Source organism: Nocardia barduliensis, from assembly GCF_013315795.1.
Taxonomy (GTDB): domain Bacteria; phylum Actinomycetota; class Actinomycetes; order Mycobacteriales; family Mycobacteriaceae; genus Nocardia; species Nocardia barduliensis.
In genome coordinates, this window is record NZ_JABLTE010000147.1 from 1 (window position 1) to 15,444 (window position 15,444).

17 protein-coding genes are annotated in these 15,444 nt (G+C 68.7%); 8 read left to right on the forward strand and 9 right to left on the reverse strand.

What is annotated here, in order from left to right; genetic code table 11:
* The 4 genes from HOV91_RS39605 to HOV91_RS35365 form a co-directional block, all read right to left on the reverse strand.
* The coding region (locus HOV91_RS39605) for a hypothetical protein (protein ID WP_217441488.1) at positions 1 to 234 on the reverse strand (234 nt) is incomplete at its 3' end.
* Positions 235 to 788: 554 nt separating this feature from the next.
* Positions 789 to 1,538 (reverse strand): DUF6008 family protein, encoded by a 750-nt coding sequence (locus HOV91_RS35355; protein ID WP_174189575.1) that lies wholly within the window; start codon positions 1,536 to 1,538, stop codon positions 789 to 791.
* Positions 1,539 to 1,717: 179 nt separating this feature from the next.
* Positions 1,718 to 2,344, reverse strand: a complete 627-nt coding sequence (locus tag HOV91_RS35360; RefSeq protein WP_174189576.1) for a TetR/AcrR family transcriptional regulator — start codon at positions 2,342 to 2,344, stop codon at positions 1,718 to 1,720.
* Positions 2,345 to 2,413: 69 nt separating this feature from the next.
* Entirely contained in the window at positions 2,414 to 4,882 is a 2,469-nt protein-coding gene (locus tag HOV91_RS35365) for a phosphoketolase family protein (RefSeq protein ID WP_174189577.1), read from the reverse strand.
* A 221-nt stretch (positions 4,883 to 5,103) separates the two neighbouring features.
* Between HOV91_RS35365 and HOV91_RS35370 the strand changes: the two genes are divergently transcribed.
* The 4 genes from HOV91_RS35370 (at position 5,104) to HOV91_RS35385 (ending at position 8,883) form a co-directional block, all read left to right on the forward strand.
* The gene (locus HOV91_RS35370; protein WP_174189578.1) at positions 5,104 to 5,685 is read left to right on the forward strand and encodes an FKBP-type peptidyl-prolyl cis-trans isomerase; all 582 of its coding nucleotides are present in this window, start codon (positions 5,104 to 5,106) and stop codon (positions 5,683 to 5,685) included.
* 258 nt (positions 5,686 to 5,943) lie between these two features.
* The gene (gene tig, locus HOV91_RS35375) at positions 5,944 to 7,320 is read left to right on the forward strand and encodes a trigger factor (protein ID WP_174189579.1); all 1,377 of its coding nucleotides are present in this window, start codon (positions 5,944 to 5,946) and stop codon (positions 7,318 to 7,320) included.
* 236 nt (positions 7,321 to 7,556) lie between these two features.
* The gene (locus HOV91_RS35380) at positions 7,557 to 8,144 is read left to right on the forward strand and encodes an ATP-dependent Clp protease proteolytic subunit (protein ID WP_043721506.1); all 588 of its coding nucleotides are present in this window, start codon (positions 7,557 to 7,559) and stop codon (positions 8,142 to 8,144) included.
* 70 nt (positions 8,145 to 8,214) lie between these two features.
* Positions 8,215 to 8,883, forward strand: coding sequence for an ATP-dependent Clp protease proteolytic subunit (locus tag HOV91_RS35385; protein ID WP_043721507.1), 669 nt, complete (start codon positions 8,215 to 8,217; stop codon positions 8,881 to 8,883).
* A 142-nt stretch (positions 8,884 to 9,025) separates the two neighbouring features.
* Here the strand turns inward: HOV91_RS35385 and HOV91_RS35390 are convergent, their stop codons facing one another.
* Positions 9,026 to 9,184, reverse strand: a complete 159-nt coding sequence (locus HOV91_RS35390) for a hypothetical protein (protein ID WP_174189580.1) — start codon at positions 9,182 to 9,184, stop codon at positions 9,026 to 9,028.
* Positions 9,185 to 9,346: 162 nt separating this feature from the next.
* Between HOV91_RS35390 and clpX the strand changes: the two genes are divergently transcribed.
* The 3 genes from clpX (at position 9,347) to HOV91_RS35405 (ending at position 11,477) form a co-directional block, all read left to right on the forward strand.
* Positions 9,347 to 10,627 (forward strand): ATP-dependent Clp protease ATP-binding subunit ClpX, encoded by a 1,281-nt coding sequence (clpX, locus tag HOV91_RS35395; protein WP_040865558.1) that lies wholly within the window; start codon positions 9,347 to 9,349, stop codon positions 10,625 to 10,627.
* A 146-nt stretch (positions 10,628 to 10,773) separates the two neighbouring features.
* Positions 10,774 to 11,184: an STAS domain-containing protein gene (locus HOV91_RS35400; protein WP_174189581.1), complete on the forward strand. Its 411-nt coding sequence runs from the start codon at positions 10,774 to 10,776 to the stop codon at positions 11,182 to 11,184.
* 26 nt (positions 11,185 to 11,210) lie between these two features.
* Positions 11,211 to 11,477 carry a ribosomal protein L7/L12 gene (locus tag HOV91_RS35405; protein WP_174189582.1) on the forward strand — a complete coding sequence of 89 codons (267 nt, stop codon included), beginning with the start codon at positions 11,211 to 11,213 and terminating at the stop codon, positions 11,475 to 11,477.
* 103 nt (positions 11,478 to 11,580) lie between these two features.
* On the opposite strand, the gene HOV91_RS35410 is transcribed toward HOV91_RS35405, so the two are convergent.
* The 4 genes from HOV91_RS35410 to HOV91_RS35425 form a co-directional block, all read right to left on the reverse strand.
* On the reverse strand, positions 11,581 to 12,462 hold the full coding sequence (locus HOV91_RS35410) for a hypothetical protein (protein WP_246351408.1): 882 nt from the start codon (positions 12,460 to 12,462) through the stop codon (positions 11,581 to 11,583).
* A 227-nt stretch (positions 12,463 to 12,689) separates the two neighbouring features.
* On the reverse strand, positions 12,690 to 13,259 hold the full coding sequence (locus tag HOV91_RS35415; protein WP_174189583.1) for a carboxymuconolactone decarboxylase family protein: 570 nt from the start codon (positions 13,257 to 13,259) through the stop codon (positions 12,690 to 12,692).
* 108 nt (positions 13,260 to 13,367) lie between these two features.
* Positions 13,368 to 13,745 (reverse strand): nuclear transport factor 2 family protein, encoded by a 378-nt coding sequence (locus tag HOV91_RS35420; protein ID WP_174189584.1) that lies wholly within the window; start codon positions 13,743 to 13,745, stop codon positions 13,368 to 13,370.
* 39 nt (positions 13,746 to 13,784) lie between these two features.
* Positions 13,785 to 14,573, reverse strand: coding sequence for a helix-turn-helix domain-containing protein (locus tag HOV91_RS35425; RefSeq protein ID WP_174189585.1), 789 nt, complete (start codon positions 14,571 to 14,573; stop codon positions 13,785 to 13,787).
* 472 nt (positions 14,574 to 15,045) lie between these two features.
* On the opposite strand from HOV91_RS35425, the gene mihF reads away from it, so the two are divergent.
* Positions 15,046 to 15,360 carry an integration host factor, actinobacterial type gene (gene mihF, locus HOV91_RS35430; protein ID WP_029895202.1) on the forward strand — a complete coding sequence of 105 codons (315 nt, stop codon included), beginning with the start codon at positions 15,046 to 15,048 and terminating at the stop codon, positions 15,358 to 15,360.
* Positions 15,361 to 15,444: the final 84 nt, after the last annotated feature.

Here is a 15,444-nt window from a genome sequence, read left to right on the forward strand (position 1 = left end):
GTCCGCGGCGCGGTGTCGTTCGGCTCGGTCCCGGTCGTCGGGAGGGGGAGAGCCCGGCCTGTCGTGTCCGTGGCGGCCCGGGGCTGCGGGGCGCGGTGCCGCGACGCTCGCGTCGGGCCCGGCCAGTGCCTCGGCCGGCGCCGGGGTGTCCGGCGTGGCCGCTATCGCACTCACGATCAGCGGGCGGACGAGCCAGGTCTGTGTCCGTCGCTGGTGCGGCGTGATGCCGGTCATCGTTCGCGTCCGTTCATCTCGCCACCTCGGGATCGGGATCGGTCCGGTTGTGGTCCGACCGGCGAGTCCCTATCTATCGTGCCGTTGGATAACGTCACATTAATGGACGGGTCGATATCTTGTCGAGTGCTTTCTCACGTCTGGGAAGGGTGAACTGTCTTCCTGGCCGGGGCTGACGTCGCGTCCAGCGCGGACGTGCCTTCCCCGGGCCGCGTCCGCGCAATTTCCGAGGTGTCGACTTGTCAGGCGTGCGGATGCCTCAGGAGGCGGGAGCCGAAGAAAGCGAAGGGTGGCAGGGACCGATCGTGACGAGGTAGCGGTATCGCCACGACCAGTGGGCGCACGAGGGCGCGGCGGCCGTGTTCGAAGAAGCCGCCCGTCGACCGTGCCGCGATTGTCCAGCGGGAACGGGCCGGTATGCGAAAAGGGCGCCCGCCGGGATGGCGGACGCCCTCTTCTTTCGGATTGCCGCTACGGTCCTGGCCGTAGCGAATGCTGTCGTTGTCTGGAATCCCGCACGACTTTTCGGTGCGGGCGTGCGGGACCTGTCTCGATCAGGCTTCGGTGACCGCCGCGTAGGCCGGAGCCACCGCGTCCTTGGCCGCCGCGGGCGCACGACTCGGCTTCGCGGCCGCCGGGTCGCGGAACGCGGCCGCGATCGTCGCGCGTTCGCGCCACAGGTGGTACAGCGCGAGGGCGAAGATGGTCGTGCCGATCACGTTGGCCAGGAAGTGCCACCAGATCCGGTAGGTCGCCGCGCCGGGGCCGGGATCGAGCAGCCCGAAGATGGTCGACAGCCCGATCGCCTTGGTGCCGAACGCGACCGTCAGCGTGAGCGCGAGATGCTCGAGCCCGTGGATACCCTGCATCAGCACGCCCATCCGTCCCCACTTGCGCGCCTTGCTCTCCACGGCGTGGTGGGTGATCAGCGCGACGCCGACCAGTCCGGCGAGGAAGTGGAAGTTGCCGACCAAGTGCAGGATTTCCATGCCTAGCGCGGGCTTCATGTGGTTGACCTGAGCGAATCCGTTGGCCAAACCGGTGCCCCATGGGGTCATCCAGGCCGGGGAGTTCGGGTGCTGGATCCAGTACCCGACCTGGGCCACGTGCTCCTGGAAGTGGCCGATCTGGGCGATCACGCCCAGTGCGATGACACCGAGCGCGGTGTGGAACATCCACGGCCGCAACGGTCTACGCAAGGCGACGACCAGAACGGCGACGGCTGCCCACATGACGACCATCCAGGCCACCATCAGTATCGCGCCTAGGATTTCCAATCCGGTTGCTTCGGCTGCATGGTTCATGGGGAACCGCCCTTCTGCGCGCCCTCCGGCAACGGCGACGGATGGGGAATTGCTACGGAAACGCGTTGGACGCGTTGTCCGCAAGATACAAGGCGGCAGGGGATTTTGTCCGAAGGTTCCGAATCTCTCGGGCTTTTCACGAGGCGGTGCGCGTCATGCCCGAGCGATATAGGAGGCGCTCACGACGGTTGGAGGAATCCCTCGACGATGCGGCGGGCGCGGTCGCCGGCCTCCGGGTCGCCCACCCGCAGCGCGGTATTGGTCGCGCAGAGCACGGCGTCGATCTGGAAGGCGGCCAGATCCGCGTCCAGTCCGGCGATCTCGCCCGCGGCTGCCGCCGCGCGCAACTCGCGCGCCAGCAGTCGCACCCAGGCGCGCTGATCGCGGAACAGGGCGTCGCGGACCGGCCCCGGTTTGCTGTCGTACTCGGCCATCGTCGCGACACGGAAGCATCCGCCCGCGAACAGTGGCGTCTCGGCGTAGACCATCCAATGCTCGATCAGGGCGCGCAGGCGAGCCACCCCGTGCGGCTCGGACCGGGCCGGTTCCACCACGGCCGCCACGAACCGGTCGCGCGCGTGGTCGACGGCGGCCAGTTGCAGCGCTTCTTTGGTGCGGAAGAGGGTTTGGATCCCCGCTTTGCTCATTCCGGTCTCGGCGGCCAGCCTGCCGAAGCTGAGGCCCTCCAACCCGTCCAGTGAGGCGAGGTCGACCGCGTGGCGCAGCACGGTGGCGCGAGTTCGCGCGCCGCGCAGCAGCCGCTTGTCGGTGATCTCGGCGGTGCGCCCGGCCCCGTCCTCATCCATACGGACGATCGTATTACTTGTCCGCGGCGGCGGGCCGACCCGGCTGCGGGTGGCCGTGGTTTCCGCCTCTCAGCCTCGCTGATAGGGCCAGCTCCACTCCGCGACCTCCGGAATGTCGGCGCCGTGTTCCCTGGTCCACGCGCGTGCCGTCCATCGCGCGTCGACCATCTCCTGCCGCAGCCCCGCGGCGCGCTCGCGCAGACTCGGCACGCGATCGATCACGTCCATCACCAAGTGGTAGCGGTCCAGGTCGTTGAGCATCACCATGTCGAACGGAGTGGTCGTGGTGCCGCGCTCCTTGTAACCGCGCACATGGAGTTCGCCGTGGTTGGTGCGCCGATAGGTCAGCCGGTGGACCAGCCAGGGATAGCCGTGGAAGGCGAAGACGACCGGCCGGTCCCGGGTGAACAGCGTGTCGAACTCGCGGTCGGGCAGCCCGTGCGGATGCTCGTCGCGCGGCTGCAATCGCATCAGGTCGACCACATTGATCACCCGCACACGCAGGTCGGGCAGTCGTTCGCGCAGGATCGCGGCCGCGGCCAAGGTCTCCAGGGTCGGCACGTCGCCCGCGCAGGCGAGCACCACGTCCGGCGTGCTGCCCGCCTCGTCGCGGTGGCAGGCCCACGGCCAGATGCCGATCCCGCGGGCGCAGTGCTCGGCGGCTTCGGTCACCGACAGCCAGTCGGCCTGCGGCTGCTTGCCCGCGACCACCACGTTCACGTAGTGCCGCGAGCGCAGGCAGTGGTCGTAGGTGGACAGCAGGGTGTTGGCGTCCGGCGGCAGGTAGACCCGCACGATGGAGGGCTTCTTGTTCAGCACCACGTCCAGGAAGCCGGGGTCCTGATGGGTGAAGCCGTTGTGGTCCTGACGCCAGACGTGCGAGGACAGCAGATAGTTCAGGCTGGGGATCGGGCGCCGCCAGGGCACCGCCGCACTGGCGTCGAGCCATTTGGCGTGCTGGTTGAACATGGCGTCGACGATGTGGATGAACGCCTCGTAACAGGTGAACACGCCGTGCCTGCCGGTCAGCAGATAACCCTCCAACAGGCCCTGGCACATGTGCTCGGACAGCACCTCGATCACCCGCCCGGCGGGGTCGAGCTTCTCGTCGCGGGCGTCGATCTCGGCCTGCCAGGCCCGGCCGGTGACGTCGAGGATGTCCTGGAGCCGGTTGCTGGCCAGTTCGTCGGGCGCGAAGGTGAGGAAGTTGTCCGGGTTGTTCCTGGTGACCTCGCGCAACCAGGTACCGAGCACCCTGGTCGCCTCGTGCCGGGTCGCGCCCGGCGCGGCGACCTCGACGGCGAAATCGCGCCAGTCCGGCAAGCGCAGGTCGCGCAGCAGCGTGCCGCCGTTGGCGACCGGATTGGCGCTCATCCGCCGATCGCCGTGCGGCACCTGGTCGGTCAGCTCCGGTACCGGTCCGCCGTCCTCGTCGAACAGTTCCTCGGGCCGGTAGGACCGCAGCCACTGCTCCAGCGCGGCGCGGTGCTCGGCGTCGGCGCGGGCGCCGGGCAGCGGCACCTGGTGCGCGCGGAAGGTGCCCTCGACCTGGTCGCCGTCCACCGTCGGCGGACAGGTCCAGCCCTTCGGGGTGCGCAGCACGATCATCGGCCAGGTCGTCCGCGCCCCGTCGGCGCCGCCGCGCGCGGCGCGCTGGATCCGGCCGATGCTTTCCATGCTCGTGTCCACCGCCGCCGCCATCGCCTGGTGGACCGCGGCGGGGTCGTCGCCCGCGACGACGATCGGCTCGTAGCCGTATCCGCGCAGCAGGGCGAGCAGTTCCGCTTCCGGGATGCGCGCCAGGATGGTCGGGTTGGCGATCTTGTACTCGTTCAGCGCCAGGATCGGCAGCACCGCGCCGTCGCGGGCCGGGTTGAGGAACTTGTTCGCATGCCAGCTGGTAGCCAGCGGCCCGGTCTCCGCCTCGCCGTCACCGATCACGCAGAACACGGTGAGGTCGGGATGGTCCAGGGCGGCGCCGAACGCGTGCAGCAGCGAGTAGCCGAGTTCGCCGCCCTCGTGGAACGAACCCGGCGTCTCCGGCGCGCAGTGACTCGGCACCCCGCCGGGGAAGGAGAACTGGTGGAACAGCGCGCCCATGCCCGCGGCGTCGCGCGGGATGTGGCTGTAGTACTCGGAGTAGGTGCCCTCCAGCCAGGCGCACGCGTTCGGTCCTGGACCGCCGTGCCCGGGGCCCGCGACGAAGACGGCGTTCAGGCCGCGCTGCCGGATCGCGCGGTTGGCGTGCGCCCAGACCAGGTTCAGGCCGGGCACGGTGCCGAAGTGCCCGAGCAGCCGCGGCTTGATGTGCTCGGGCCGCAACGGTTCGCGCAGCAGCGGGTTGGCCATCAGGTAGATCTGGCCGACCGCGAGATAGTTGGCCGCGCGCCACCACGCGTCGATCGCGGTCAACTCGTCGCGTCGCAGTGGGCCCGGCGCGTCCGCCAGGTGGTAGGGACGGGGGGCGACGGTTCGACCGCCGGTACTGGCGACGTTGTCCGCCGAAGTATCGCCACCTGCACTTGCCATATGGGTCATGCGCCGACTCTCCTCACACTCGGGGCATCGGGGACAGCGGCGCCTCGAGGGCCCACTGTCCCGGGGGTCGTGCACGGTCACCGACCGGAATCGGCAACGCCGGATGGAGAATTCACCGCCAGCCTAGCGAGCTTCGCCGCCGCGGCTCGTCGCACGCGCGCGGCGGGAGGCTCTCCCGCCCGGCCGAGCGGACCCTGCGCACGTGGTCTAGGGTCCGCGGCATGCACATACTCGGAAGGATCATCGGGATCGGCGTCCTCGCCGCGACGACCATCGCGCTGGCGGGTTGCGGCTCGGACGACGAACCGTCCACCGCGACGGTCTCCCCGACGAACACCACCGCGGCGGCCGGGCCTTCCGTTGCGCAGCGCCCGGCCACCCCGAGCAAGGGCCGCGAGTGCACCGCCGCGGACATCCGGGTCACCGGCGACTTCGGCGCCGCGCCGACCGTCACCATCCCGGACGACTGCGACCCGCCCCGGCAACTGATCGTCGAGGACCTGATCGAGGGCAGCGGGCCCGGCGCCGAGCCCGGCCAGGCGCTGACCATGAACTACGCGCTGGTGACCTGGTCGGACAAGAAGACGCTGGACAGCTCGTTCAATCGCGGCAAGCCGTTCCAGCTCACCCTGGGCGGCGGCCAGGTCATCGACGGCTGGGACCAAGGGCTCGTCGGCGTGCGGGAGGGCTCGCGCCGCCTGCTGATCGTGCCGCCCGAGCTGGGCTACGGAGCGGGCGGGCGGGGCATCGCGCCGTACGAGACGCTGGTCTTCGTCACCGACGCCGTCTCGGTGGGCAAGTAGCCCGGGTCCGCGCGGCCCGCCGAGCCACCGCCGGGTGCAGGCCCGCCGGACCGGTCAACTAACCTGGTCGGGATGCGTGGCGTACGCCGCACCCCTCGTCGTCTCGGCCGAGGCCGGGACTCCGGTTCGGATCGGCGCCGGTGGGGGAGCGCGGCAGCCAGCGTAGGGCCGCCTGGTCCGCCATTCCGACTCCGGAGTGCGGGTGGGCGCCGCAGACCGAACGTCAACCAGTACGAACAACGAACAAGGAGCATGTCCGTGAAGAGCACCGTCGAGCAGCTGAGCCCGACCCGGGTCCGGATCAATGTCGAGGTGCCCTTCGATGAGCTGAAGCCGGATTTCGACCGTGCGTACAAGGCGCTGGCCAAGCAGGTCCGCATCCCCGGCTTCCGTCCGGGTAAGGCGCCCGCGAAGCTGCTCGAGGCCCGTCTCGGCCGCGGCGCGATCCTGGAGCAGGTCGTCAACGACGCGCTGCCCGGCCGCTACAGCGAGGCCGTCACCACCTCCGAGGTGAAGGTCATCGGGCAGCCCGAGATCGAGATCACCAAGATCGAGGACGGCCAGGAGCTCGCCTTCACCGCCGAGGTCGACGTGCGTCCGGAGATCGCCCTGCCGGACTACGAGAGCATCGCGGTCACCGTCGACGCGTTCACCGTCGGCGACGAGGACATCGAGGAGCAGCTGCAGTCGCTGCGCCAGCGCTTCGGCACCCTGTCCGGTGTCGAGCGTCCGGTGCGCGACGGCGACTTCGTCTCCATCGACCTCTCCGCGACCGTGGACGGCCAGGAGGTGGCCGAGGCCGCCACCACCGGCCTGTCCCACGAGGTCGGCTCCGGTCAGCTCATCGAGGGCCTGGACGAGGCGCTGGTCGGATTGTCGGCGGGCGAGTCGAAGGAGTTCACCTCGACGCTGGTCGCGGGTGAGCACGCGGGCAAGGAGGCGGTCATCACCGTCACCGTGCAGACCGTCAAGGAGCGGGAGCTGCCCGAGGCCGACGACGAGTTCGCGCAGTTGGCCAGCGAATTCGACACCCTGGACGAGCTGAAGGCCGACCTGCGCGGCCGCGTGGAGCGGGTCAAGAAGGTGCAGCAGGCGGGCGAGATCCGCGACAAGGTGCTGGAGACCCTGCTCGAGCAGGTCGAGGTGCCGCTGCCCGACGCCGTGGTCAAGGCCGAGATCGACGCCGTGACCCACGACGCGGTGCACGGCTTCGACCACGACGAGGCCAAGTTCGCCGAGGCGCTCGCGGCGCAGGGCAGCACCCGCGAGGAGTTCGACGCCGAGACCAAGGAGTCCGCCGAGAAGTCGGTGAAGACCCAGCTGCTGCTGGACGCGATCGCCGAGGCGGAGGGCACCCAGGTCGGTCAGGAGGAGCTCACCGAGCGGATCCTGTTCCAGGCGCAGCGCTACGGCATGTCGCCGGAGCAGTTCATCCAGCAGGTGCAGCAGGCCGGTCAGCTCGGCGCGGTGTTCGCGGACGTGCGCCGCGGCAAGGCGCTGGCGGGCGTGGTCGGCAAGGTGACCGTCACCGACTCCGCGGGCAACCCGGTGGACACCACCGAAATGTTCGGCGCGCCCGCCGATTCGGCGGACGAGGACGCCGTCGCGGAGACCGCCGCGGCGGACGCCGAATAATTCCATGGAATGTCGGCGTGATCGACGCCCGTGAGGTGCGCTGATTGCGCTGTGAGCGAAGAAAGGGCGGTACCGGGAGTTCGGTGCCGCCCTGCTTCGTTACTGTTTGTGACGGCAAGGTGGATACGCCCGGTCCGACCGGATGCGGCGTACCCAACCAGTGATGGCTATGTGGCAATCCGCAACGAGCCGGCGAGAGAAGGCAGGTATCCGTGACAATCAACCAGGCAGGGGTCATGACAACCGCGACTGCTGGTCTCAACCTCAGTGATTCGGTGTACGAGCGCCTGCTGCGTGAGCGCATCATCTTCCTCGGCACGCAGGTCGACGACGACATCGCGAACAAGCTGTGCGCGCAGATCCTGCTGCTGTCGGCGGAGGATCCCACCAGGGACATCTCGCTCTACATCAACTCGCCGGGCGGCTCGGTGACCGCGGGCATGGCCATCTACGACACGATGCAGTTCGCCGAGTGCGACATCGCCACCTACGGCATGGGCCTGGCAGCGTCGATGGGGCAGTTCCTGCTCACCGCGGGCACCAAGGGCAAGCGCTACGCGCTGCCGCACGCGCGCATCATGATGCACCAGCCCTCCGCGGGCATCGGCGGCTCGGCGGCCGACATCGCGATCATGGCCGAGCAGTTCGCGCACACGAAGCGGGAGCTGAACGAGCTGCAGGCGCTGCACACCGGCAAGTCGGTCGAGCAGGTCACCGCCGACGCCGACCGCGACCGCTGGTTCACCGCGTCCGAAGCCCTGGAGTACGGCTTCATCGACCACGTGATCAGCCACGCGAATCAGGCCAACGGCGCCAAGAAGTAACGCACCGGATCACCCACAGGCCCCCGGACACCTCGAACGTCCGGCCGCCGCACCGACTTTGGAGACGAAGATGGCCAATTCGATCGACCCGCGCGCCGGCCTGTCCGGCATCGCACCGCAGAGCCCGCAGGCTCGCTACATCCTGCCGTCGTTCATCGAGCACTCGAGCTTCGGCGTCAAGGAGTCCAACCCGTACAACAAGCTGTTCGAGGAGCGCATCATCTTCCTCGGCGTGCAGGTGGACGACGCCTCGGCCAACGACATCATGGCGCAGCTGCTGGTGCTGGAGTCGCTGGACCCCGACCGCGACATCACCATGTACATCAACTCGCCGGGTGGCTCGTTCACCTCGCTGATGGCCATCTACGACACCATGCAGTACGTGCGCGCCGACGTCGCCACGGTCTGCCTCGGCCAGGCCGCCTCGGCCGCGGCCGTGCTGCTGGCCGCGGGCACCCCCGGCAAGCGGGCCTGCCTGCCCAACGCCCGCGTGCTGATCCATCAGCCGTCGCTGGAGGGCGGCATCCAGGGTCAGGTGTCGGACCTGGAGATCCAGGCCGCCGAGATCGAGCGCATGCGCCGCCTGATGGAGACCACGCTCGCGCGGCACACCGGCAAGGACGCCGACACCATCCGCAAGGACACCGACCGCGACAAGATCCTGACGGCCGAAGAGGCCAAGGAGTACGGGATCATCGACACGGTGTTCGACTACCGCAAGCTCAGCGCGCAGAAATAAGTCGCGAATAGTCGTCTCCGGCCGGGCCGGGACGACGGGGCGAATCGCCGTTCCCGGCGGTGATTCGCTTGTAAATTGCTTCGCAACAGGGAATTCCGGCCGGGAAGTATGCCACCCCGGTATGCTGCCCGGCCGGGGCCGCTCACGCGCCGCCGAGTTCGAGAATGTGTTCGAACCCGGCGACGGCGCGCCGGGCGGTCCGGGAGGACTTGGTCGCCGGTCCGGCGGGCGGATCGCCTTTCGGCGTCGTGACAACTCGCACAACCCGCGCGAGAAACATGCGCGAGTTGTCGACCTCCATCCCGAACACCGGGTACGGTCGACCTAGGGACCTTTGCTCCCGGTTGACAGCACTGCCCACCGGTTCGGGAATCAGCCGATGCGTTTGCGGCTGCGAAAGTGGTGGACAGCTGGCAACCTGGACGGACGGTTGCACGCGGACAAGGAAGTAGGGACCCACGAGATGGCGCGCATCGGAGATGGCGGCGATCTGCTGAAGTGCTCGTTCTGCGGAAAGAGCCAGAAGCAGGTCAAGAAGCTCATTGCGGGACCAGGGGTGTACATCTGCGACGAGTGCATCGATCTCTGCAACGAGATCATCGAGGAGGAACTCGCCGAATCGAGCGAGGTCAAGCTCGATGAGCTGCCCAAGCCCGCCGAGATCCGGGACTTCCTGGAGAACTACGTCATCGGGCAGGACACCGCCAAGCGCACTCTCGCGGTGGCCGTCTACAACCATTACAAGCGCATCCAGGCCGGTGACAAGGGTCGCGACAGCCGCGGTGAGACCGTCGAGCTGGCCAAGTCCAACATCCTGATGCTGGGTCCCACCGGCTGCGGCAAGACCTATCTGGCCCAGACGTTGGCGAAGATGCTGAACGTGCCGTTCGCCATCGCCGACGCCACCGCGCTCACCGAGGCCGGATACGTCGGCGAGGACGTCGAGAACATCCTGCTGAAGCTGATCCAGGCCGCCGACTACGACGTCAAGCGCGCCGAGACCGGCATCATCTACATCGACGAGGTCGACAAGATCGCCCGCAAGAGCGAGAACCCGTCGATCACCCGCGACGTCTCCGGTGAGGGCGTGCAGCAGGCGCTGCTGAAGATCCTGGAGGGCACCCAGGCGAGTGTGCCGCCGCAGGGCGGTCGCAAGCACCCGCACCAGGAGTTCATCCAGATCGACACCACCAATGTGCTGTTCATCGTGGCGGGCGCGTTCGCGGGGCTGGAGAAGATCATCTCCGACCGCACCGGTCATCGCGGCATCGGATTCGGCGCCGAGGTGCGGTCCAAGGCCGAGATCGACACCACCGACCACTTCGCCGACGTCATGCCGGAGGATCTGATCAAGTTCGGCCTGATCCCCGAGTTCATCGGCCGTCTGCCGGTGGTCGCCTCGGTGACCAACCTGGACAAGGAATCGCTGGTCAAGATCCTCTCCGAGCCGAAGAACGCGCTGGTCAAGCAGTACGTCCGGTTGTTCGAGATGGACGGGGTCGATCTCGAGTTCACCGATGACGCGCTGGAGGCCGTCGCCGACCAGGCGATCCTGCGCGGCACCGGCGCGCGCGGTCTGCGGGCGATCATGGAGGAAGTGCTGCAGCCCGCCATGTACGACATCCCCAGCCGCGACGACGTCGCCAAGGTGGTCGTCAACGCGGACACCGTCAACGACAACGTGCTGCCCACCATCGTGCCGCGCAAGGCGCAGCGGCCGGAACGCCGGGAGAAGTCCGCGTAGTTCGGGTGTGGCGGCATTCGCACGGGGGTAGTCCTTCGTGAGGGTTGAGCAAACAGCCTAGTTCCGGCGGGTGTATCTTCCGGAGCGCCTCATCACCCGTGAGCATCTCGCGCTAGACCGCTCCGGGCGACTTGACCGAGGTCCTCATGTCGACAGGCTTGGCCAATCCCACGTACGTTCTCCCCGCCGCTCGCAACGCCGATCACCCGGCCGAGCGGCTCAAGATCTCCGTTACCGCCCCGAGCGAATTCGTCACCCTCTGCGCGCTCGCGGGCGAGGTCGACCAGTACACCGTCGAGGTGTTCCGCCGCAGACTGATCGGTTCGCTGGGCGCGGCGGCGCCCGTGGTGGTGATCGATCTGTCGAAGGTCACGTTCTTCGGCGTCGCCGGGCTGAACGTCCTGATCGACGCGCGCTCCGTGCTGGTCCAGAGCGGTCGCAGGCTACGGCTGGTGACCGGTGCGCGGTGCGTCGACCGGCTGTTGCAGCTGGCCGGTGATCTCGCACGCTTCGAGGTCATGCCGAGTTTGGCCGACGCCGTGCTCGACGCGGCCTGAACCGCGCCGGTGATTACGATCGGTTCATGTTTGCCAACCGGCGCTTGGAGCGCAAGGTCGACGCGTTGCACGCCAAGCTCGATCTGATCATGGCCCATTTGGGCATCGAGGCACCGGCGCCGGTCGCGCCGGTGCCTGCCGTGCCGTCGGTTCCGCGCGGCGACGGCTTGGCGGAGATCGACGCACTCATAATGCAGGGCAAGAAGATTCAGGCGATCAAGCGGTATCGCGAGCTCACCGGATGCGGCTTGAAAGAGGCCAAGGACGCGGTCGAACGGCGCTCCCCGTACTGAATGCGGGAAGCGCCGGGATCGGCGGGGCGGATCGCGGTCGCCGGTACGGTGCCGCGGGCGGCACTCGCGCGGCCACGACTAGCGTTGCGCCGCTGCGCAATACCTAGCTGTGCGCGCTGTGCGCCAAAGGGGCTTGGAAATTCACGCGGAGGGCAGCGTTGTCACCGGACCCAGTGTCCTCCGGGGAGCGTTCGGGCAAGGGATCGTGCCCGATCGGGTCGGGCAGGTTCCGTACCTGCTCGGTGGCGTAGCTGATCGCGCGCCCGTACCGCGCGCTCGCGGCGTCGTGGATGAGCAGCGCGACGCCGATCATCACCGGAGCGACTGCGTGGACGGCGGCGTCGAACCACCGCCCCGCGCTCACGTAGGGGTAGGTGTTCAGTGCCACGGTGAGCGCGAGCAAGGAGACCTCGGCCGCCGCCACTTGGCTGCGGTTGTCCAGTACGCCCCACTCGGTGACCTTGTTCGTGCCGATCATGATGATGATCAGCGACACGCTGATCATCGCTTCGAGCAGGTAGCTGAACCAGTACAGCGGGTCGGTCGGCCCGCCCGGCGCGATGTTCTGCTGGACGTTCACCGCCGACCACAGCATCCCGGCCGCGACCACGCCGGCCAGCGCGCCGAGCGACCACGAACGGTGCCGGTACAGCGACGCCAGCCTGGCGTGCGGGCTGGACGCGCGACGCTGCGCGGCGATCGCCTTGCGCGCCAACAGCAGATCCCTGATCTCGGCCTTCTCGATGGCCTCCGAGGTGTTGCGCGCCCGGTCGGATGCCGCGGCGGACGCCTCGGCCTGCTTCCAGCGCTGGTCGCGATCCTGGGTCCGGATCCGCTCGGCCAGTTCGCGTTCGGCGAACAGTTCGTCCTCCGACAGGGCGCCGGTCAGCGCCGGGTCGAACTGGTAGGCGAGGCGGCCGCGGGCCTTCTCGACTCGTCTCGCCAGCCGTACGACGTCGTCGTCCGTGGTCTGTTCTTCGAGCATGCGGCTCCAAACGGTCGGGCGGAGGGGAACTCGAGAAACCGAAGACGCCGGCCCGGCCCACCGTTCAGCCGAGTTCGCGAACGGTGGCTCGCGCGGCCGTGGCACGGCCGCGCGAGGTCAACACCTCCTATTCTTAGTGCATTCCACGCCGCAGCGACAGTCCGGAGTGCCCGCGGTGCCGAAGTACCAGGTCGGCTCAGACCTTTTCAGCAGCCCCGCGGCCACTTTCACGCCCAGGGCACCCGGCAGGAATCGGTGCTGAAACCCTGCGCGGTAATCCCGAGCGCCGAATTGAACCGGGCCCGTGAATTTTCCAGCGCGATGTGATAGCTGAGCTCGACCACGCCGGCGCAGCCGAAGCGCCGCTCGAGGTCGGCGACCTGCTCGTCGGTGACCGCGGTCGGCGTGGCGGTCATCGCGTCGGCGTAGGCGATGGCGGCGCGCTCGTCGTCGGAGTACAGCGGCGAGGTCGCGTAGTCCGCGATGTGCTCGAGCCGTGCCACGTCCAGTTCGCCCAAGCGCATGAGCATGGCGCCGAAGTCGACGCACCACGAGCAGCCGACCGTCCACGCCGTCCGGTAGACGGCGATCTCGCGGATGACGGCGGGCAGGGCGGTGCTGGCCTTGTCGACCATGGTCTCGTGCACCGCGTTCGCGGTGAGCAGCTTGGGGTGGTTGGCGGTGACGGCGAAGGGCTCCGGCACTTCCCGGAAGCGGCGCTTGGCCAGCCGGTACAGCAACTTGGTCAGCGGTCCGGCCTGCTGCGGGGTGACGGCGGCGATACGGGTGGCGCCCATGGCGGTCTCCTTCGATCAGCGGATGTGGTTCCTACTTCTCGGACGAAGGACCGTGCCGGAATGTGATGGGGCCGCGGTGTGAGCCGGCGCACCCGGCCGCCGCACGGGTCACTCGGGCTCGACCCGCATGTCCTCCTGGCTCCAGTAGGCGCGCATCCCGGTGATCCGGCCTTCCTCGTCGAACTGCATCACGTCGATGGGCGAGAGGACGAAGCGCTGCCCGCCGACCTTGGTGACGATGGTGAACGGGAACGCGGCCTGGTTGCCCGCGATCCTGATGTCCTCGGGCCGCAGTTCGGTCTCTCGATCGAGTGCGGCGATCACCTCGTAGAACTCGCGAATGGCGTCGTGGCCCTGCTTGGGCGGTGTGCCGACCGGGTCCTCCACGACGGCGTCGGGCGCGTACAGGTGCACGATCTCCTCGGTCGGGCCCGAGCCGACCAACTTGACGTACTGCTCGACCACGTCGCGGATCTGCTTGGCCATCGAGTCTCCTTCGAAGTGAAACGTGTTCTAATTTTCAGCCTAGCAAGTTCGCGCGCCTGGTTCGATACCGTGCACGTGGTCCAGCACGACGATCCGGACTCCGGTGGTCAGCAGCGCGGTGGGCGACAGCCCGAACAGCGCGCGGAAAGCGTCACTGAAATGAGACGGGCTGGCGAATCCGGCGGCGGCCGACGCGACGGTGAGGTTCGCGCCTTCGGCGATCGCGCGCCCGGCGCCGAGCATCCTGGCCCAGAGCCGGTACCTCCGGAACGAGGTGCCCGCCTGGGCGGTGAACAAGTGCAGGAATCGCGACTCCGACAGGTGCGCCGCCGCGGCGAAATGGTCGGCGGGCAGCTCGTGCGCGGGATGAGCCAGGAGGCTCGCCATTGCCGCGGCCACCCGGTCGTCCAGTGCGGGAACCGGCGCCGCTGCGACGAGTCGTGCCAGTGCGCACGGATCGGGACGTGCGTCGAGCGCGGCCGTGCCGAGCGCGGTCTCCGCGCGGTGGTCGAGCCCGAAGCCGTTGTCCCAGCGGGTCATTCGGTCGCGGCAGGCCCGAGCGGTGCGCGATCCGGGGTCCAGGTAGCAGAACATCATGTGGTCGCCGCCCGCGACCACGCGGTGTACCCGGCGCGGCGGGATCAGCGCGCTGCGTGCGGTATGCGTGGTGCCATCGGACTCGAGCGTGAACGGGGCGTCGACCCCCACGGCAAGGCAGTCGACCGCGGTCGAATGCGCCGCCAGGCGCAGCGACGGCCCGCGATAGATCGCCTGCCCGGCCCACAGCCACAACGCCGCGGGCGCTCCGGGCGAAGTGCTCGGGTCCATGCCGTCATGCTGTCACGGCCGGGTGAACCGCGACGGCCGTCTGTTGTGCTACGCGGGTAGCGGCGCCGTTCGGCCGGGCCGACTGCGCCGGATTCGGGGGATCGCCGTTGATCCCCCCTGGCTCGCCGTTGAACCGTGACCCGCGCTCGGTGTTCGCTGATTCTGTCGCGGACGGCGCACCAGGTGTTACCGCGCGGCGCATGCGCCGCCCTGCGGCCCGTCGGAGTGCTCGGGTGCGCGCGGTCCAGGCGTGCCGGATCGCGCGCGGGACAGCTGAGCGACGAGAGGTTCCTTTCGTCCTTTTCGTCCGTCCGGCGTCGGCGGTTCACCGATTCCGACGGCGTGAATCGAGGAAATTCCTCGCCATTTCCGCTGCTCGTGCCCGGTGTGTCGAGCTTGCGCTCCCGGTGCCGTGCTGTTTACTCGGTCCGGTCAACCAGATGTTCGAGTGACGAGTGGAAGCGGAGGAGACATGGCACTGCCTACCATGACCGCAGAGCAGCGCACCGAGGCCCTGGCCAAGGCGGCTGCGGTCCGCAAGGCACGCTCCGAACTGATCGGCAAGGTGAAGGCGGGCAAGGTTTCGGTCGCGGACCTGCTGAAGAAGGCCGACTCCGACGAGCTGGTCAAGAAGACCAAGGTGGCCGCGGTGATCAAGGCCCTGCCCGGGGTCGGCCCGGTGAAGGCCGCGAAGCTGATGGACCAGGCCGAGATCCCCGAGGACCGCCGCATCGGTGGTCTCGGCGCGCGGCAGCGCGCGGCGCTGCTGGATGCGCTGAAGGACTGAGCGGCGGGAACTCGCCGTCATGGACGCACCGGATCACGCCCGTGGTGATCGCCCACGGGCGTCCCGGACTCACAGGTCCGGGGC